This is a genomic window from Variovorax sp. P1_G12, from assembly GCF_056405555.1.
Genome location: NZ_JBFUBW010000022.1, coordinates 74,365 through 93,439 on the forward strand (window position 1 = coordinate 74,365; position 19,075 = coordinate 93,439).

Sequence of the window (19,075 nt, forward strand, 5' to 3'; positions counted from 1 at the left end):
TGCAATGCTCAAAGTCCTCATCCTCGGCGTCAACGGCTTCATCGGCCACCACCTCACCCGTCACATCCTCGAGACCACGGATTGGCATGTCTATGGAATGGACATGCAGTCGGAGCGGGTGGCGCCCTGGCTTCACGACCCGCGCTTCCATTTCTTCGAAGGCGACATGACGATCAACAAGGAATGGATCGAATACCACGTCAAGAAGTGCGATGTCGTCCTGCCCCTGGTCGCGATCGCGACGCCGGCGACCTATGTCCAGGAACCGCTGCGTGTCTTCGAACTCGATTTCGAAGCCAACCTGCCGATCGTCCGGCAGTGTCTCAAGTACAACAAGCGGGTGGTGTTTCCATCCACCAGCGAGGTCTACGGCATGTGCACGGATGCCGCCTTCGATCCCGAAGCATCGAACATGGTCTACGGCCCGATCAACAAGCCGCGCTGGATCTATGCCGCCGCCAAGCAACTGATGGACCGCGTCATCCATGCCTACGGCCAGCAGGACGGCCTGCGCTACACGCTCTTCCGTCCGTTCAACTGGATCGGCCCGGGGCTCGACAGCCTGCACACGCCCAAGGAAGGCTCAAGCCGCGTCATCACCCAGTTCCTCGGCCACATCGTGCGCGGTGAGCCGATCCGCCTGGTCGATGGCGGCAGCCAGCAGCGCGCCTTCACCTATGTGGACGACGGCATCGACGCACTGGTCAAGATCATCGCCAACAAGGACGGCGTGGCCGACTCGAAGATCTACAACATCGGCAATCCTGCCAACAACCATTCCATCCGCGCGCTGGCCGAGATGATGGTCCAGCTGGCGCGCACCCTGCCCGAATACCGCGACGCGGCCGAGGCGGTGCGGCTGGTCGACGTCTCGTCGGCCGACTACTACGGACGCGGCTACCAGGACGTGACGCATCGGGTGCCGGACATCCGCTCGACCATGCAGGACCTGGACTGGAAGCCGAAGGTCGACATGCAGCAAGCGCTGGACAGCCTGTTTGCCTACTATCGCGACGAGGCCGAGGCAGCCGCCGACCTCGCGATCTGAGGCGATGGCCTGCATCGCACTCAAGGTCGACGTCGACACCTTGCGCGGCACCCGCGAAGGCGTGCCCCGGCTGCTGACGGTCCTGCGGCTCGCCGGGGCCCGGGCCACCTTCTTGTTCAGCCTCGGGCCCGACCACACCGGCCGGGCCATCCTGCGCGTGTTCCGTCCCGGCTTTCTGAGCAAGGTTGCGCGCACCTCGGTCGTCGAGCACTACGGCTTGCGTACCCTGATGTACGGCGTCCTGCTGCCGGGTCCCGACATCGGGCGACGTGAAGCCGCCACGCTTCGGTCAGTCCGCGACGCCGGCTTCGAGGTCGGCGTGCATTGCTGGGACCATGTCGAATGGCAGGACCGGCTCCTGCTGCGCGACGCCGAATGGGCCAGGCGCCAGATGCAACTCGCGGTGGAGCGCCACACGGAGGTCTTCGGCGCACCGCCGCGGATGCATGGCGCGGCGGGATGGCAGTTCAACGCCGCCGCCGCGCAGGCGGAGACCGCGCTGGGCATCAAGGTGGCGTCGGACGCGCGCGGTTGGTCGCCCTTCATACCGGTGGCAGACGACGGCCGCGCCATCGGACCGCCGCAGTTCCCGACGACCCTGCCCACGCTCGACGAACTGATCGGCATCGACGGCCTCGATGCGGACAACGTCCATGCCCATCTGCTGTCGCTCACGACCGACCCCGACACGGACCATGTCTACACCCTGCACGCCGAACTCGAAGGCATGAAACTCATGCCGGCCTTCGAGCGCCTGCTGCGGGGCTGGAAGGCGCAGGGGCACAGCCTGGTCGCCGTCGGCGATCTCGCGGCCGCGACCGAGCTGGCCGAGCTTCCGCGGCACTTGCTGGTGCAAGGTGAGGTCGCAGGACGCTCCGGGGTGCTCGCGGTGCAAGGCCCCGCGTGGCCCGCGGCCGATGCGCCGGCGGCGTGAGTCACCCGGTATTGCGACGAATTCTGTGAAAGGGTTTTCCCGCATCAGAACCGGACGGAAGCTCGGTCGTTCATGCCCGCAGGCAAGCCCAGGGCTTGCAGGATGAGGCGCTGGTAGACGGGCCACTCCTGCTTTGCGTTTTCGATGGCCAGCTTGTCCAGCGGGAGGAGTTCGAACAGCGTATCGGTCAGGCGCCGGTAGTCCCGGTACAGGGCAACCAACCCTGCGAGGCCTGCCAACCCGCGGCGTGCGCTGTAGGGCGCCGCGAGCTTCCAGTTGACCTGGTAGGCCACCCAGTCCGCGCCTCGCTCCTCGCAGACCGTCCGGATGGCTCGCTCGACGTCTTCCTGGCGAAAGTACACGACAAGAGGATTCAGCGGCGCAATGGTCGTGGCCACGGCTCGCGCATGGTCGGCGAGGATCGCCGGGTCGGATTCCATCAGGAACAGATTCGTGAGGTCGCCGTGGAACAATTGGCCGTCCATCACGCGGACGATGCCGTCGGCCCGCGACGCTTCCACCAGCGAGGCCCACCTGGCGACACTTCGGGCAGCCAACTTCGCTGGTGTGGTGTCGAGCCACGGCTGGAACCAGTGTTCCAGCTCGTCTGTCGCCCGTACCGGGTGAGGATCCGCCCTTTCGTGGATGGGCAGTGCCTCCCGGTTCGCGTCCTGCAGGCTCTTGGCGATGAAGCGCATCGTGGTCGACTTGCCCGAGCCCATGATGCCCTCCACGATGACCAGGCGATGGCGATCCGGCGCACCGGGGATTGCAGTTGTCGACGGCGAGATGCTGAGTGGATTATTCACGCAGGCATGCACCGCCCGCGGGGGGAAAAGCCTTCACTGTCGTGTTTTGGTGCAGCGCACAATGCTCATTTCTCATTGGTGGTGGCACGTCGTGTGTGCGTCGGGACAGTGCGGTGCAGCACGTCATTTTGCTGCGTCGCCTGCCACCTGTTCCACAGAAAAACTTGCGAACGGCAACTCATCTGCGGTGGGCCGTCCGGCCGAGAAAACCCAAGACACGCGCGAACGATGCGTTGCGCGAGGTCGTCTCGCGCCCCCGCACCGATCACGCGCGGCTCCGACAAGTTCTTTCGAACTGCCTCTGCTTACTTGGCTCCCGCCATGTCAGGCGTGCCGCCCTGCTTGGCCGGCTTCCGGTTCGGATGGCGAGCATCGCGGGTATCGACGCGCGCCTCGCCGGCTGCTGCCGCCTTGCCGGTGCCAACCGGATTGAGTTCTTCCGAATTCGCCGTGTCGCCGGTAGGCTTCTTCACCTTGCCCTGCGGCCGCGCATCGACCTTGGCCTGCGCCTTGTCCTGCTGCTTGCTGTTGGTGATCACCTGCTCCTGGGACGTCGTATTTGCCGGGTTCTGGGCATAGGCACCCGTGGCGAAGAGACTGGCGATCATGATTGCGACTAACTTGCTCATTGCGGTTCCTTGATGGAGGTTAATGGAGAGGACCAGCCATTTAAACGCGCAGTGGCGCGACCCGTTGACGCAGATCGAGCCGACGCGCGTCGGTACAGGGCCTGTGGCCTTCCGGCCGCCATTCTGCCTAATGTCGGCCGGGCGGCAAGCAACTTCCAACGCCCTTTTTCGCCGCTTGAGGCTGTAAACCAACGTGTGGAGGCTCAGTTTCCGGCCTTTCCAACGCTCAATCCATGGCGACCTTGGCATCCTTGACCAGCTTTGCGTACTTGATCGTGTCGTCCTTGATCTGCGCGGCCATCTGAGCGGGGGTGTCGCCCACGGGCTCGGCCCCGATCTCTTCCATGCGCTTCCTGAACTCCGGCGACTGGATGATCTTCACCATCTCGGCGTTGAGCTTGTCGACCACTTCCCTGGGCGTTCCCGCCGGCGCCAGGATGCCGAACCAGGTCCCCTGATTGAAGTCCTTCATGCCGGCCTCTGCCAGCGTCGGCACATCGGGCAGCGTGCTCGACCGCTTGGCCGTCGTCACCGCCAATGCACGCAGCTTTCCGCCCTTGATGTGCTGCACCAGCGGCGTCAGCGTGTCGAAGGACATGTCGACCTGACCGCCGAGCAGGTCGGTGGTCAGCGGAGCGCTGCCCTTGTAAGGGACGTGCAGCAGTTCGACGCCGGCAATGCCGGAGAACTGCGTGCCGATCAGGTGCTGCACCGTGCCGTTGCCGTTCGAGCCATAGGACAGCTTGCCCGGCGCTGCCTTCGCCTGCGCGACCAGGCCCTTGACATCGGTCGCCGGGGACTTGGCGTTGACCACCAGCACGTTCGGCACCAGGGCCACGGTGGTGATCGGCGCAAAGCTCTTCTCGAAGTCGTAAGGCAGCTTCTTGTAGACGCTGGTGGCAATCGTGTGGTGCACCGCCCCCATCAGGAGCGTGTAGCCGTCCGGCTTGGCCTTGGCGACGTAGTCGGCACCGACCGTCGCACCGGCGCCCGGCTTGCTCTCCACGATCACCGGTTGCCCGATGCTTTGCGACAGCGGCGTGGTGATCGCGCGTGCCAGCGCGTCCGAACTTCCACCCGGCGGGAACGGCACGACCAAGGTGATCGGCTTGGCGGGATAGGCCTGCGCGGCGGCGAGCGACGCCGCGAAGCCGAAGGCGATCGCCGTGACGGCGGCACGGGGGCGAAGTGTCGAAGTTCTCATGCTTGTCTCCTTATGGGTGTGATGCGACTGTAGGGATCCACAGGTGTTCGATCCGGGCTGAAAGTGAATCCGTCGTTAACCTGAATTCAATAGTCCGGACGAACCATGGGGAGGCCTCGCTCAGATCTGCGCGATGCGCAGCAGGTTGGTGGTTCCGGAAGTGCCGAAGGGCATGCCCGCGGAGATCACGAGGGTGTGTCCCGAGGCGCCGAAGCCTTCCTTGCGCGCCGTGCGGCAGGCGAGCTCGCTCATCTCGGGAACGTCCACCACTTCGTGGCAGAGCACGGCATGCACGCCCCACACGAGCGCCAGGCGACGCGCCGTGGCGAGGCGAGGCGTCATGCCGATGATGGGCGCCCGCGGCCGCTCGCGCGCCATGCGGAGCGCCGAATAGCCAGAGCTGGTGTAAGCGACGGTGGCTGCGGCGTTGAGCAGGCCGGTGATGTCGCGCATCGCCGAGCCGATGGCGTCGGCCGCGCGAGGCAGTGGTTCGGGGCGCGAGGAATCGATCGCGGTGCGGTAGTTCGGATCGCTCTCGGTGTGGGCAATGATGCTGCTCATCATCTTCACCGCCTCGACCGGATAGCGGCCACTGGCCGATTCCGCGGACAGCATGACGGCGTCGGCCCCTTCGTAGATGGCGGTCGCAACGTCCGAGGCCTCGGCCCGGGTGGGCACCGGCGCGCTGACCATCGACTCGAGCATCTGGGTGGCGACGATGACGGGTTTGCCGGCCCGCCTGCAGGCACGGATGATCCGCTTCTGGATCGAGGGCACCTGCTCGGCGGGCATCTCGACGCCGAGGTCGCCCCGGGCGACCATCACCGCATCCGTTTCGACCACGATGGCGTCGAGCGAGGCGATCGCCGCCGGCTTCTCGAGCTTTGCGACGATGCCGGCCCGGCCATCGACGATGCGCCTGACTTCGATGACGTCCTCGGGACGCTGGACGAACGACAGGGCCACCCAGTCGACACCGAGCGTGAGCCCGTAGGCCAGGTCCGCGCGATCCTTCTCGGTCAGGGCGGAGAGCGGCAGAACCACGCCGGGGACGTTCACGCCCTTGCGATCGGACAGCTTGCCGCCGTTGATCACTTTCGTCTCGGCGAAAGCCTGGCCGAACTTCTCGACCCGAAGCCGCAGGCGACCGTCGTCCAGCAGCAGGTCGGTGCCCGTTTCGAGCGCCGCGAAGATCTCGGGGTGCGGCAGTGCCACGCGTTTGTCGCTGCCCGGCGTCTTGGTGTCCAGGTCAAGCCTGAAGGCCTTGCCTTCGACCAGATCGACCGGTCCATCGGGAAAGGTGCCGATGCGCAACTTGGGGCCCTGCAGGTCCAGCAGCACGCCGATCGGGCGGCCGCTGTGGCGTTCGATCTCGCGGATCAGGTCCAGCCGGCGCTTGTGGTCCCCATGCGTGCCATGGCTGAAGTTCAACCGGAACACATCCGCGCCGGCATCGAACAGCGCCTGGATGGTCTCGCGCTCGTCGCTCGCCGGGCCCAGGGTCGCGACGATCTTCGCGTGCCTGTTTCTTCGCATCTCAGTTTCTCCTGTGTGCGCACTCGCCGCGGCCGTGGTCGGCAGCGATCACGATCGCGCGAAAATCGTTCACATTGGTCAGCGTCGGTCCGGTCAGCACCGAGTCGCCGAGCGCCTCGAAGAAGCCGTGGCCGTCGTTGTCGTCGAGGCGCTCGCGCGGCCTCATGCCCTGCGACCGGGCTCTTGCCAGGCTGTCGGGCGCGAGCACGGCGCCGGCAATCTCCTCCTGGCCGTCGACGCCGTCCGTGTCGCCGGCCAGCGCGTGGATGCCGGGCGCTCCGTCGAGCGCGATACCCAGGGACAGCAGGAACTCGACGTTCCGTCCGCCCCTGCCGCGTCCGCGCAGCGTGACCGTGGTCTCTCCGCCCGACAGCAGGACGCAGGGTGCCGCGATCGGCTGGCCGCGGCGGGCCACCTGCAGTGCGATGCCAGCCATCGTCTTCGCGACCTCGCGCGCCTCGCCTTCGATCGCATCGCCGAGGATGCAAGGGGTGAAGCCGGCGTCCCGGGCGACCGCCGCGGCGGCCTCGAGCGCCATTTGCGGCGTCGCGACGAATCGGGTCTCGATGGGCGGCAGGCGCGGGTCGTCCGGCTTCAACGTTTCCCCTGCGCCGCTCTCCAGAATCGAGAGCGCCACTGCAGGCGCGTCGATCCCACGGCGGCGGAGGATCTCCAGCGCGTCGGCGCAGGTCGTGGGGTCCGGCACGGTCGGCCCGGAGGCGATCTCGACCGGATCGTCGCCAGGCACATCGGACAAGACAAGGTTCAGCACGCGTGCCGGATGACATGCCGCGGCCAGGCGACCGCCCTTGATCGCCGACAGGTGGCGGCGCACGCAGTTCATCTCGCTGATGCTGGCTCCGCTGGCCAGCAGCGCGCGATTGAGCGCCTGCTTGTCTTCCAGCGTGAGGCCGGGCAGTGCCAGCGGCAGCAGCGAGGAGCCGCCACCGGAGATCAGGCACAGCACGAGGTCGTCGCCGGCCAGGCCGCCGACGATGTCGAGCATGCGTTTCGCCGCGGCTTCCCCGGACGGGTCAGGTACCGGATGGGCCGCCTCGACGATCTCAATGCGCTCGCAGGGCACGGCGTAGCCGTAGCGGGTCACGACCAGGCCGGTCAGCGGTCCGCGCCAGTGCTCCTCGACGGCGCGTGCCATCGCGGCGGAGGCCTTGCCGGCGCCGATCACCACCAGGCGGCCCTTGGGCGGCGCCGGCAGGTGGCGCGGCACGCACAGCGCGGGCTGCGCGGCGGCGATCGCGGCGCCGAACATGGCGCGCAGCACGCTGCGGGGGTCTGCGGGATTCATGGCGGCTGTCATCCGGCTCGGGCCGCGATCCGCACGCCGCCGCCGAGTTCGACGCGGATCGGCTGGACGTTGTTCGGCTCGTCGTCATCACCTTCGTACAGCTCGTCGAGGTTCTCCGGATCGCTCTTGCCATCCAGCACCTGCGCGAGACGGTCGCGGTCGACGGCCCCCACCCAGCGGGCGATGGCGATGGTGCCCACGGCGTTCCCGATGGTGTTGGTGATGGCCCGCGCTTCCGACATGAAGCGGTCGACACCGAGCAGCAGCACCATGCCCGCGACCGGGATCTTGCCCATCGAGGCCAGCGTCGCGGCCAGCGTGATGAAGCCCGAGCCCGTGACGCCGGCGGAGCCTTTGGACGTCAGCAGCAGCACGCCCAGCACCACGAGCTGATCGGTCATCGTCAGGGGTGTGTTGGTGGCCTGGGCGATGAAGATCGCGGCCATCGTGTAGTAGATGCACTGGCCGTCGGGATTGAAGGTCAGGCCAGCGGGAACGACCAGGCCGACGACGGGCTTGGAGACGCCGGCATGCTCCAGCTTGCGCATCAGTTGCGGGACCACCGATTCCGAGGAACTGGTGCCGAGCACCGTGAAGAGCTCGTCCTTGATGTACTTCAGGAACTTCCAGAGGCTGAATCCGGACATCCGCGAGATGATCCCGAGCACGACGACCACGAACAGGAAGCAGGTGATGTACATCGTGCCCATCAGCTTGCCGAGCGAGACGACGGAGCCCAGGCCGTACTTGCCGACCGTGAAGGCCATGGCGCCGAAGGCGGCCAGCGGGGCCAGCCGCATGATCATTCCGACCACCGCGAACACGCCATGGGTGAAGGAATCGAGGAAGTCCACCACCGGCCGGGCGCGCGGCCCGATGTGCGAGAGCGCGACACCGAACAGGGTCGCGAAGACCAGGATCTGCAGGATGTCGTTGCGGGCCAGCGCATCCACGATGCTGGTCGGCACCAGTTGCAGGATGAAGTCGACGAAGCCCTCCGGCTTGGCGCCGGCGGCCGTGTAGCTGGCGATCGCCTGGGTGTCGAGCTGGGTCGGATCGATGTTCATGCCGCGACCCGGGCCGACCACGTTGACGACCACCAGGCCGAGCGCCAGGGCGAAGGTCGACAGGATCTCGAAATAGATCAGGGCCCGGACACCGACGCGGCCGAGCTCTTTCATGTTCTCCATCCGGGCGATGCCAAGCACCACGGTGGCGAAGATGATCGGTGCGAACACCATCTTGATCAGCTTGATGAAGATGTCGCCCATGGGTTTGAAGTCGCTCCCGATGTGGGGAACGAAGAAGCCGAGCGCAGCGCCGGCGAACACGCCGATGAGCACTTGGACGTACAGCTTTCCGAAGAAGCGGCGCATGGTTTGTCTCCTGGTGGATGTGCGGGCACGAGTTCACCCCTGCAGCGCTTGGCGGCTGCTTCGGGATGAGGGGCGGCGCGTGCCGCGCGGCCCCTCGGATCAGAAAGAAGAGTGCCCGGCCGCTGCGTGCCGGCCGGGGGAGCGACGCTCAGGCCGCCTTGCGCTGGGCCGCGCCGGTGACCTGGTCGCACACGGCCTGGGTGACCTGTGCCGTGGTGGCGCTGCCGCCCAGGTCGCGGGTGTGGAGCGAGCGGTCGGCCGTCACGGCCTCGACCGCCTGCATGACGCGCCTGGCGGCTTCGGTCTCGCCCAGGTGCTCCAGCAGCATGGCGACCGACCAGAAGGTGCCGACCGGATTGGCCAGGCCCTTGCCCATGATGTCGAAGGCCGAGCCGTGGATCGGCTCGAACATCGACGGGTAGCGGTGCTCGGGATCGATGTTGCCGGTGGGGGCGATGCCGAGGCTGCCCGCCAGTGCGGCGGCCAGGTCGCTCAGGATGTCGGCATGCAGGTTGGTCGCGACGATGGTGTCCAGCGAAGCCGGGCGGTTGATCATGCGCGCCGTCGATGCGTCGACCAGTTCCTTGTCCCAGGTCACGTCCGGGAACTCCTTGGAGATCTGCAGCGCGATCTCGTCCCACATCACCATCGCGTGGCGCTGGGCGTTGCTCTTCGTGATGACGGTCAGCAGCTTGCGCGGACGCGACTGGGCCAGCTTGAAGGCGAAGCGCATGATGCGCTCCACGCCGGCGCGGGTCATGATGGAAACGTCCGTGGCCGCTTCGATCGGGTGGCCCTGGTGCACGCGGCCCCCGACACCGGAGTATTCGCCTTCGGAGTTCTCGCGCACGATGACCCAGTTCAGGTCGTCCGGGCCGCAGCGCTTGAGGGGGCCGTCGATGCCCGGCAGGATGCGCGTGGGGCGGACGTTGGCGTACTGGTCGAAGCCCTGGCAGATCTTCAGGCGCAGGCCCCAGAGGGTGATGTGGTCGGGAATGTGCGGGTCGCCGGCCGAGCCGAACAGGATCGCGTCCTTGTCGCGCAGGGCGTTGAGGCCGTCGTCCGGCATCATCACGCCGTGCTCGCGGAAGTAGTCGCCGCCCCAATCGAAGTTCTCGAACTGGAACTTGAAGCTGCTGCTGGCCGAAGCCAGGGCTTCCAGCACCTGCTGGCCGGCGGGCACGACCTCCTTGCCGATGCCGTCGCCAGGGATGGTTGCGATCTTGTACGTCTTCATGGGGTGTCTCCGTGGGGTGGTGGGTAGGTGGGGTGAATGTAGAAACTCGACGGCCTGCTGGCTCGGCGCTAAAGTGAATCCATTGTTAACTTGAGTTCAACAGTGGAGCCACCATGACCCACGCGATCCTGCCGGCCGATCTGGGCTTCTTTTCAACGCTGGCGAGCGCCGGAAGCCTCAGCGCGGCCGCCCGCGAGCTCGGCGTCACCACGCCTGCCGTGAGCAAGCACCTGGCCCTGATGGAGTCGAGGGTCGGGGTCTTGCTGGTCAACCGGTCGACGCGCCGCATGAGCCTGACGCCCGAAGGCGAGCTGTACCTGGAACATGCCCGCCGGATCCTTGGCGAGATCGACGGGATGGAGGAGCTTCTCGGGGTTTCGAAGGCGATGCCCAAAGGCCTGCTGCGGGTGAATGCGACGCTGGGTTTCGGGCGCAGTCACGTGGCGCCGCTGATCTCGAGGTTCGTTCGCAAATACCCCGAAGTCGAGGTTCAGCTGCAACTCTCGGTCAACCCGCCCTCGCCGACCGAGGATCTGTTCGACGTCTGCGTGCGCTTCGGCGCGCCACCGGACAGTCGCGTGATCGCCAGGAACATCGCGGCCAACCGTCGCCTGCTGTGCGCGGCGCCGGCGTACCTGGCCAAGCACGGAATCCCGAAGGTCCCCAGCGACCTGGCCAGACACAACTGCATCGGGATCCGTCAAGGCGAAGAGGCTTACGGCGTGTGGCGCCTTGCCAGCGGGAGGGGCCGGAATGCGAGTACCGAAGCGGTGAAGACGCGGGGAAACCTGAGCACCAACGACGGCGAGATCGCGGTGAACTGGGCCCTGGATGGCCACGGCATCCTGATGCGGGCCGAGTGGGACATCGAACGCTACCTGGGCAACGGCCGCCTTGTGCACGTGTTGCCGCAGTACTTCACGCCGGACGCCGACATCTACGCGGTGTATCCGCAGCGGCACCAGCTCGCGGCGCGGGTGCGGGCCTTCGTGGATTTCCTGGCGCTATCGTTCACGCAGCAAGCGGCCTCGGCGAAATCGTAGCGCGGGCGGCCCCCCGCCCTCACATGCCCGCGTTCGAGTAGCGCTCGACCTGACAGGCGAAGCTGCCGGGCTGCGTCGAACAGACCGAGGGCTGGCGCGGCGGCGCGGTGCCCCCGCAGCCGGCCACCAGGCACAGCAGCGTCGCGATTGCGATCCTGACCATACGTGCTCCACGCTGTCGTTGATGTCGAGGCAGGGTAGCAGATGGGGTCGCGAGCGCAAGCGCGGGCCACGCGCGGGCTCGCGGGCCTACGCCCGAGCAGCCGCTTCCAGCGCCTGCGAGAGGTCGGCGAGGATGTCGTCGCTGTGCTCGATGCCGATCGACAGGCGAACCATGTCGCGCGGCACGCCGGCCTTCTCGAGCTCTTCATCGTTGAGCTGGCGATGCGTGGTCGAGGCCGGGTGGCATGCCAGCGACTTGGCGTCGCCGATGTTCACCAGTCGCACCACCAGCTGGAGCGCATCGATGAAGCGCGCGCCCGCCTCCTGTCCGCCCTGGATGCCGAAGGAGAGGATCGACGCCGGCCGGCCGTCGGTGTAGCGCACCGCCAGCGCGTGTTCCGGATGGTCGGGCAGGCCTGCGTACTTGACCCAGGCCACCTGAGGGTGCGTGCTCAGGTAGCGGGCGACCTTCAACGCGTTCTCCGTATGGCGCTCCATGCGCAGCGCCAGCGTCTCCAGGCCCTGGAGGATCAGGAAGGCGTTGAACGGCGACAGCGCCGCGCCCGTGTTGCGCAGGGGCACCACGCGGCAGCGCCCGATGAACGCCGCCGGCCCGAAGGCTTCGGTGTAGGTGACGCCATGGTAGGAAGGGTCGGGCGTGTTGAGCAGCGCAAAGCGCTCCTTGTGCTGCGCCCAGGGAAACTTCCCCGAGTCGATGACGATGCCGCCGATGCTCGTGCCGTGACCGCCGATGTACTTGGTCAGCGAGTGCACCACGATGTCCGCGCCGTGCTCGAACGGCCGGCACAGGATGGGCGTGGCGACGGTGTTGTCCACGATCAGCGGAACGCCGTGGCGGTGCGCCGCGTCGGCCAGGGCCTGGAGATCGACGATGTTGCCCGCCGGGTTCCCGATCGACTCGCAGAAGACCGCCTTGGTCCTGTCGTCGATCAGCGCCTCCAGCGCGGCGATGTCGTCGTGCGCGGCGAAGCGCGTCTGGATGCCGAAGCGCGGCAGCGTGTGCGCCAGCAGGTTGTAGGTGCCGCCATAGAGCTTGGCGACGGAGACGATGTTGTCGCCGGCCTCGGCCACCGTCTGGATCGCATAGGTGATGGCCGCCATGCCCGACGCCACGGCCAGCCCGCCGACCCCGCCCTCCAGCGCGGCCACGCGCTGCTCGAGCACGGCGTTGGTGGGATTCATGATGCGGGTGTAGATGTTGCCCGCCACCTTCAGGTCGAACAGGTCCGCGCCGTGCTGCGTGTCGTCGAATGCGTAGGAACTGGTCTGGTAGATCGGGACCGCGACCGCCTTGGTGGTCGGGTCGGGGCTGTAGCCGGCATGGATGGCCAGGGTCTCGAGTTTCATTGGCTTTCTTCTTTCGTTGTCGTGTCGGAAGCCGCCGATATTAGGGGCAAGGTCCAGCCGCGCTGGCCGACCCTCGGACCGGTCCAGCCCGGCATACTTGCGCAACAAAACCCACATGCTGGGGCGCATCATTCCTGGGGCAGATGCCCAGGACGTCCTGTGGCATCAGCGCGCGCCCGCGCGCGTCAATGCGCAGGTCGTTCTCATGGTCACGGCCGATTCGCGGTTCTCAGCTTCGACCCAGCACGCTGAGGACTGCCAAGCTCATCGCCTTCACGCCGGTCTTGATCGACGGCTCAGGCAGCGGTGCGAACTGTGGCGAATGGTTGAAAACCAGCGGCTTTCCTCCTGGGCGCAAAGAATCGGCGACGACCTTGGGATCGGTGACCCCGATGAGGAACATCATCGACGGTACTCCTTGAACGCCATACTCCGCGAAATCCTCGCTGGTGGTCAGCGGGCGCGTTCGCATGACGTTCTGCCCTCCCAAGCCCGCCTGCAGCGCGGTCTCCACCCGTGCGGCCAGCGCCGCGTCGTTCACGGTAGCGGGTCCGGTCGGGGTCAGCGAGATCTCGGGTTCAGGGGCGCCGGCAGCGGCCGCGGCGGCCAAGGCGACGCGACGTACGCCCTCCACCAGCTGGGCACGCACGGCCGCGTCGTAGGAACGGATGGTCCCCCGCAGCACCGCCCGATCGGGGATGATGTTGGCCGCACTGCCGGCTTGCACGGAACCGATGGTCACCACGCCGAACTCCATGGGATCCTTCTCCCTGCTCACCAGCGACTGCACGTCGACGACGAAGCGGGCAGCGATCAGCACCGGGTCCAGTGCCTTGTGAGGCGCCGACCCGTGGCCACCTCGACCCTTGAAGACGATTTCGACCGCGTCGGACGCCGATGTCATCGGACCAACGGCATAGCTCACGGTGCCCGTGGGACGCGGGTCGGTGTGCAGCGCCAGCGCGATGTCGGGCTTCGGGAACCGGGTGAACAGGCCGTCGGCCAGCATGGCCCGCGCGCCGGTACTCGATTCCTCCGCGGGCTGCGCCACGAACATCAGCGTCCCCTGCCAGCGATCCTTCTGTCCGGCCAGGGTGCGCGCCACGCCCACCCAGGTCGCCATGTGCACGTCGTGGCCGCAACTGTGGGCGACGAACGTCTCGCGGCCATTCCATTCGGCCTTGGTCCGGCTGGCATAGGACAGGCCGGTCTGCTCTTCCATGGGCAAGCCATCCATGTCGGTGCGCACCATCACTGTCGGCCCGGTGCCGTTTCGCAGCAGCGCCACCACGCCGGTCTTGCCGACCTTTTCCGTGACCTCGAAGCCGAGTGCGCGCATTTCCGCCGCCAGCCGAGCCGCCGTTCGGACTTCGGCGAAGCCCAGTTCCGGATGGGCATGCAGGTCCTTGTACAAGCTCTCCAATTGCGGGTACACGTCCGCCAACGAGCGGTCGATCGAGGTCGCCGACCCCTGCGCAGCCGCCCACCCGGATGTCAGCAACGCGGCCATCAGCGCCACGCGTCGAACCTGGTAGCCAAAGTTTGTCTCTTGCATCGTCTTCCTCTTGTTGAATGAATTGAAAAGCGCTGTCGAAACGCATGTCTTCCCGTGTCAGGCACGGCCTCTTGCCGAGACCACACGCGAACAGCTCTCACGTCGGCCTGTCCGTCTCTTGGCGACCGACAGGCGAAGCGATCCGCAGCCGCGCCGTTCCAGATCGCGCGAAGAACGCGCTGCCTGGTGGAACGGCTCAAGGCGGCGTGGCGCCAGTCTCGCCCCAGCGAGGCATTCCACCGAACTCGATGTCAAACAGGTCAAGCACACGTCCGACCGTGTGATTCACGACGTCGTCGAGTGACTGCGGACGGGTATAGAACGCCGGCACCGGCGGGCAGATGATCCCGCCGGCCTCGGTGACGGCGGCCATGCTGCGGATGTGCCCGATGTGCAGGGGCGTCTCGCGCACCATGAGGACCAGGCGCCGGCGCTCCTTGAGCGTGACGTCGGCCGCGCGCGCGAGCAAGGTGCTGGTACATCCCGTGGCGATCTCCGACAGCGTCTTGACGGAGCATGGGGCCACGATCATGCCGTCAACGCGAAAGGAGCCACTGGAGATGGCCGCTCCGACATCGCTGTTGGCATGCCAGACATCGGCCAGTGCCCTGACGTCCGCGGTCTTGAGCTCGGTTTCATACGCGAGCGTGAGTTGCGCAGAGCGGCTCATCACCAAGTGCGTTTCGACGCCGCAATCACGCAGAATCTCGAGCAGGCGGATGCCGAACACGACGCCAGAGGCGCCGCTGATACCGATCACGATCCGGCGCCGGCGCCCTGGTGCGGACGCCATCATCCGAGCGTCTCCAGGCGCGAGGCGACGCGTTGCATCACGTCGGGCGGCGGCAAGGCACGGGTCCAGTCCGGGCGGTCGGCCGCTCGTCGCGTGGCGTCCATGCCCATCTTTGCGATCACGCCCTCGTGTTTGATGGGCTCGGACCGATCGGTGCGTGCGCCGGGCACGACCAGCAGGTCACGGTCGGCGCGCATGCGCGTGGCGACGGCCCAGGCCACCTGACCTGCGTCCCAAGGGTCGACGTCCTCGTCCACCACCGTGATGTTCTTGATCAGGTTCACGCTGCCCCAGATCGAAAACATGGCCTTGCGCGGCTCGCCCGGCCGATGCGCATGCAGGCTCACGACCGCGTCCAGGCGGCCGCACCCGCCGTGGCCGACTGCGACCTCGCGCACCGGGATCGCGGCCGCGCGCAACGTCTGCGCCAGCCCGGCGGCAATCGCGACACCGCCGATCAGCGTGTGCTCCGGGTAGTAGCCCGGCTGGATGACCTGGAACAATGCATCGCTGCGACGGGTGAGGCAGTCGAAGCGGGCGACCGGGCCGCTGCCATAGGGTTCGTACATGCCATGGAACTCGGAGACGAACTGCTCCTCGTGCTGCTCATCGAGATCGAGGCAGCCCTCCAGCACGATCTCGCAATGCGCCGGCACGTCCAGCGCGAGGGTCTGGCAACGCACCATCTGCAGCGCCTCGCCGAGCATTGCACCCGCGGCGTCGAGTTCGTCGTCACCCAGGCGCAGATACAGCGCGGCGGCGATCAGCACGGCCGGATGATTGCCAATCGTCACGGCGATCTCGAGCTTCTCGCCGCGCGCGTGGGCGGCACGCGCCATCACGGCCAGGTGATGATTGGGTGCGATACCGACCATGGCCCGGTCGCCACCCAGCAGCTTCAGGCGTGCATAGGAGGCATTGCCGCGCTCCGTGACCCTGTCGCGGGCGATGATGACGCCCGCGGTGATGTAGGCGCCGGTTTCCTGGGGAAAGAAATGCGGTGCGGGAAGCTCGCGCACCAGATCGGGCGCGTCCACCTTCACCTCCTGACAGGGGCCCGAGGCCACCCGAACGGGCGGGATCCCGTTCGCGATCGCGTCGATGATGCACCGCTGCAGCGCCTGAGCGGACAACCCGAGACCCGCCGCGAAGCGCTCGCGCGAGTTCAGGAGGTTGCCGACGACTCGCAACGCGTGACCTTTCACAGCGTCGAACTGCACGGCCCGCCCGGTGGCGAGTTGATCCAGCCATGCGGAAATCTCGAAGTACGGATCGACGTCGTCGCGCACGTGCAGCAGTTCGCCTTGCGCCTCCAATCGAGACAGGAAGGCACGCCAGGACTGCCGAGACATGGAAGAAGTGGCATTCATGCGCCCGCCCCCTGCAGCTGCCGGTCCAGTTCAAGCACCGTTTGATAGAGCACGCGGGTGCCGTCCAGCAGTTGCGCCGGCTCGATCCATTCCTCCGGACAATGACTGCGCCCATCCAGACAGGGAATGAAGATCATCCCCACCGGGCCCGTGGGTGCGACATAGACCGCGTCGTGCCCTGCGCCGCTGGGCATGCGCATGTGGGCGTAGTCGAGCGCCGCGCAGGACCGCTCGATGGCGGCCATCACGAGCTCCGCACACGCCGTCGGCTTGGAGCGACTCACGTCCTGGAAGGTCGCGCTGACGCGCAACTCGGCGAGGGCCGGCGACACCTTTGCCCACAACTCCTCCGGAAACGTCTCCAGCACCGCGGAGCTGCCGCTGCGCACCTCCATCGTCATCTCGACCTGGCCCGCCACGGCGTTGGACGCATTCGGCGTCAGTGACAGGCGTCCGATCGTCGCCACCACATAGTGCGGTTGTCCCGTGAGGCTTTTGGCCTTTTGATTGGCCGCGTCGATCAGGCGCGCGGCGCCAACGAGCGCGTCGCGACGAATGTCCATCGGGGTGGTTCCGGCGTGGTCCGCCTGACCGCGTACGGTGATCGCCACCCGCCGGATACCCACGATGTCGGTCACAACGCCGATCGGCAGCTTGCGCTGCTCCAGGACCGGACCCTGCTCGATGTGCAGTTCGACAAACGCGGCAGTGCTGTCGGCGGGACGAAGCGCCCGGTCGAGCGCCTCCGGTCGCGCACCGATGCGGCGCATGCCTTCGGCCAGCGTCTCGCCCTCGGGGTTGCGCGCCTGCAGCATGCCCGGATCCAGCGCGCCCGAGAAGGCCCGGCTGCCAATGCACGAAACGCCATAGTCGCTCGGCTCCTCCGAGAGGAAGTCGATGACCTCGAAGGGGTGATTCAACACGATGCCCTGCTCGCGCAAAGTGTGCGCGACCTCGAGCCCGGCCAATACGCCGATGATGCCGTCGAAGCGGCCGCCCATCGGCACGGTGTCGCAGTGCGAGCCGGTGATGATGGGCTTGCGTCCATCCACTGCGCCCAGTCGGCCGACGAGGTTGCCGCCTTCATCCTGGCTGACCTGCAGGCCCGCCTCGGCGAACTGCGCGCGCAGCCATTCGCGCGCCGCCGTGAACTGGGGGGAGAAGGCCCGACGGGTCCAGGGAACCTCCGGCAAGGTGAACGTCGACAGGGCTTCGACGCGGCGCCACAAGCGCTCTGCGTTGATCGGAGGGAAAGATGAAGAAGGCATGGACATTGTCAGTGGATCTGGCGCACTGCGCGCGGTTTCAGGAAACGGCCATCGCCGGCGCGATTGACGACCTTCTGGCCGTCATAGACGAGCTGCCCGCGGCTCCAGGTCGAATTGACCTTCACCGTGAACTCGCGGCCCTCGAAGGAGCTCCATTGCACGGCCGAGAGACTGCTGGAGGGGTCAAAACGGTAACGCTCCGGCCGAAGCACCACGAAGTCGGCATCGGCGCCCACATCGAGCGATCCCTTGCGGTCGTCGAGCAGGAAATGACGTGCCGGATTGCGGCAGAGCTGGCGCGTCACCATCGAGGGCGCGATGCCATGCTCTTCGCAGCCAGTCCAGAAGGCCGGCAGCAGCGTCTCCAGGCCCGGCCCCCCTGACGCGTTGCGAAAGATGTCGGGGTCGCCCTTTCGCTCCAGTCCCCAGCTCACGTGGTCGGACGAGACGAAGGTGCAGCCATCGCGCGCGATGTGCGTCCACAGCAGATCCACCTCCGCCTTGGGACGGATGGGCGGGTAGTGCTTGGTCTTGGCCCCGAACTTGCGGCTGTGCTCCTCGTGGTTGAGCATCAGGTACTGGATGCAGGTCTCGATCGTGGCCTGGTGACCGGCGCGCTGGTACATCCCGCACAGCTCAAACCCGCGAGACGTCGAGACGTGGACCGCGTGCGCCCTGGCGCCGGTTTCGGCACCGATCTCGTAGATCAGCGCGGTCGCCAGGTTCTCGATCAGCGGTGTGTGGGCGCGCATGAACGCGTCCCAACCGGTGTCGCTGTCTTCCTTCAGGCGCTTGATGTTCTTGCGCGTGAGTTCCTGCATCTGGTTGTGCACGCCGCAGACCAGGCCCGAAGGTGCGATCAGCCGGAAGGCTTCGTAGAGATCGTCTTCGTCCACCCGCGGGAAGCGCCCGGGCGTGGCTTCGAAGGTCGAGAATTTGAAGGCGCAGACGCCGCCCTCGATCAACCCGGCCGCCGCCTGCAGGCCGTGCCTGTCGTTGAGCGTGCCGAACAGGGCGACGTCGACGTGGCAGTCGCGCTCCACTTCGGCGATCTTGGCGTCCAGTTGCGGTCGCGACGCCACAGGCTCGGGATCGTCGTAGGGCATGTCCACCATGACGGTCACGCCGCCGGCGGCAGCGGCGCGCGAGGCCCGACCCAGGCCTTCCTGGCCGGCCTGGCTGCCCGCATGCACCTGCCCGTCCACCACGCCCGGCAGGATCCATAGCCCGCCCGCATCGACCATCTCGCCGCCGGCCGGCGGTTTCCCGGTTCCGCGCGCGGCCACGCGGCCGTCCTGCACGCCAATCCAGCCGCCTTCGACCACCCCGTCGGCATCGACTATGTCGCCGTGAACCACCAGTTCGAAACTGCCCATCCGTTGCTCCGCTTTCGTCGTGAATGCGGTCAAGTCTAGGAATCGCCTCCTAGAAAGTCAT

17 protein-coding genes are annotated in these 19,075 nt (G+C 66.9%); 3 read left to right on the forward strand and 14 right to left on the reverse strand.

Annotated features, from left to right (window positions below; translation table 11 throughout):
• The first annotated feature begins 4 nt into the window (after positions 1 to 4).
• Together AC1D2O_RS23685 and AC1D2O_RS23690 are read left to right on the forward strand one after the other, a co-directional pair.
• Positions 5 to 1,048, forward strand: coding sequence for a bifunctional UDP-4-keto-pentose/UDP-xylose synthase (locus tag AC1D2O_RS23685; RefSeq protein ID WP_478089359.1), 1,044 nt, complete (start codon positions 5 to 7; stop codon positions 1,046 to 1,048).
• A gap of 4 nt (positions 1,049 to 1,052) precedes the next feature.
• Positions 1,053 to 1,982 carry a polysaccharide deacetylase family protein gene (locus tag AC1D2O_RS23690; RefSeq protein ID WP_478089358.1) on the forward strand — a complete coding sequence of 310 codons (930 nt, stop codon included), beginning with the start codon at positions 1,053 to 1,055 and terminating at the stop codon, positions 1,980 to 1,982.
• A gap of 44 nt (positions 1,983 to 2,026) precedes the next feature.
• Here AC1D2O_RS23690 and AC1D2O_RS23695 read toward each other — a convergent pair whose 3' ends face one another.
• From AC1D2O_RS23695 to AC1D2O_RS23725, 7 genes are all read right to left on the reverse strand, one after another.
• Positions 2,027 to 2,791 carry a P-loop NTPase family protein gene (locus tag AC1D2O_RS23695; RefSeq protein WP_478089357.1) on the reverse strand — a complete coding sequence of 255 codons (765 nt, stop codon included), beginning with the start codon at positions 2,789 to 2,791 and terminating at the stop codon, positions 2,027 to 2,029.
• Between the two features lie 305 nt (positions 2,792 to 3,096).
• A complete protein-coding gene (locus AC1D2O_RS23700) occupies positions 3,097 to 3,420 on the reverse strand; it encodes a cell envelope biogenesis protein TolA (RefSeq protein WP_478157998.1) in 324 nt (107 codons plus the stop codon).
• Positions 3,421 to 3,646: 226 nt separating this feature from the next.
• Complete coding sequence (locus AC1D2O_RS23705; protein WP_478089355.1) at positions 3,647 to 4,624, reverse strand: Bug family tripartite tricarboxylate transporter substrate binding protein; 978 nt, start codon at positions 4,622 to 4,624, stop codon at positions 3,647 to 3,649.
• 120 nt (positions 4,625 to 4,744) lie between these two features.
• Positions 4,745 to 6,160, reverse strand: coding sequence for a pyruvate kinase (gene pyk, locus AC1D2O_RS23710; protein ID WP_478089354.1), 1,416 nt, complete (start codon positions 6,158 to 6,160; stop codon positions 4,745 to 4,747).
• A gap of 1 nt (position 6,161) precedes the next feature.
• A complete protein-coding gene (locus AC1D2O_RS23715; protein WP_478089353.1) occupies positions 6,162 to 7,466 on the reverse strand; it encodes a glycerate kinase type-2 family protein in 1,305 nt (434 codons plus the stop codon).
• 8 nt (positions 7,467 to 7,474) lie between these two features.
• Positions 7,475 to 8,842 (reverse strand): C4-dicarboxylate transporter DctA, encoded by a 1,368-nt coding sequence (gene dctA / locus AC1D2O_RS23720; protein ID WP_478089352.1) that lies wholly within the window; start codon positions 8,840 to 8,842, stop codon positions 7,475 to 7,477.
• Positions 8,843 to 8,990: 148 nt separating this feature from the next.
• A complete protein-coding gene (locus AC1D2O_RS23725) occupies positions 8,991 to 10,079 on the reverse strand; it encodes a tartrate dehydrogenase (RefSeq protein WP_478089351.1) in 1,089 nt (362 codons plus the stop codon).
• A 113-nt stretch (positions 10,080 to 10,192) separates the two neighbouring features.
• Here AC1D2O_RS23725 and AC1D2O_RS23730 point away from each other — a divergent pair, with 113 nt between their 5' ends.
• Positions 10,193 to 11,122: a LysR substrate-binding domain-containing protein gene (locus AC1D2O_RS23730; RefSeq protein WP_478157999.1), complete on the forward strand. Its 930-nt coding sequence runs from the start codon at positions 10,193 to 10,195 to the stop codon at positions 11,120 to 11,122.
• Between the two features lie 19 nt (positions 11,123 to 11,141).
• Here AC1D2O_RS23730 and AC1D2O_RS23735 read toward each other — a convergent pair whose 3' ends face one another.
• From AC1D2O_RS23735 to AC1D2O_RS23765, 7 genes are all read right to left on the reverse strand, one after another.
• The gene (locus AC1D2O_RS23735; protein WP_478093684.1) at positions 11,142 to 11,285 is read right to left on the reverse strand and encodes a hypothetical protein; all 144 of its coding nucleotides are present in this window, start codon (positions 11,283 to 11,285) and stop codon (positions 11,142 to 11,144) included.
• A gap of 86 nt (positions 11,286 to 11,371) precedes the next feature.
• Positions 11,372 to 12,652, reverse strand: a complete 1,281-nt coding sequence (locus tag AC1D2O_RS23740; RefSeq protein ID WP_478093686.1) for a bifunctional O-acetylhomoserine aminocarboxypropyltransferase/cysteine synthase — start codon at positions 12,650 to 12,652, stop codon at positions 11,372 to 11,374.
• Between the two features lie 229 nt (positions 12,653 to 12,881).
• Positions 12,882 to 14,162 (reverse strand): amidohydrolase, encoded by a 1,281-nt coding sequence (locus tag AC1D2O_RS23745; protein WP_478093690.1) that lies wholly within the window; start codon positions 14,160 to 14,162, stop codon positions 12,882 to 12,884.
• A 241-nt stretch (positions 14,163 to 14,403) separates the two neighbouring features.
• Positions 14,404 to 15,000, reverse strand: coding sequence for a UbiX family flavin prenyltransferase (locus AC1D2O_RS23750; protein ID WP_478158018.1), 597 nt, complete (start codon positions 14,998 to 15,000; stop codon positions 14,404 to 14,406).
• A complete protein-coding gene (locus AC1D2O_RS23755; protein WP_478158000.1) occupies positions 15,000 to 16,370 on the reverse strand; it encodes a UbiD family decarboxylase in 1,371 nt (456 codons plus the stop codon). The genes AC1D2O_RS23750 and AC1D2O_RS23755 overlap by 1 nt, the downstream gene beginning before the upstream one ends.
• Complete coding sequence (locus AC1D2O_RS23760) at positions 16,367 to 17,638, reverse strand: allantoate amidohydrolase (protein ID WP_478158001.1); 1,272 nt, start codon at positions 17,636 to 17,638, stop codon at positions 16,367 to 16,369. Before AC1D2O_RS23760 ends, AC1D2O_RS23755 begins: the two co-directional genes overlap by 4 nt.
• 8 nt (positions 17,639 to 17,646) lie before the next feature.
• Positions 17,647 to 19,014: a dihydroorotase gene (locus AC1D2O_RS23765; protein ID WP_478093173.1), complete on the reverse strand. Its 1,368-nt coding sequence runs from the start codon at positions 19,012 to 19,014 to the stop codon at positions 17,647 to 17,649.
• Between the last annotated feature and the right edge of the window lie 61 nt (positions 19,015 to 19,075).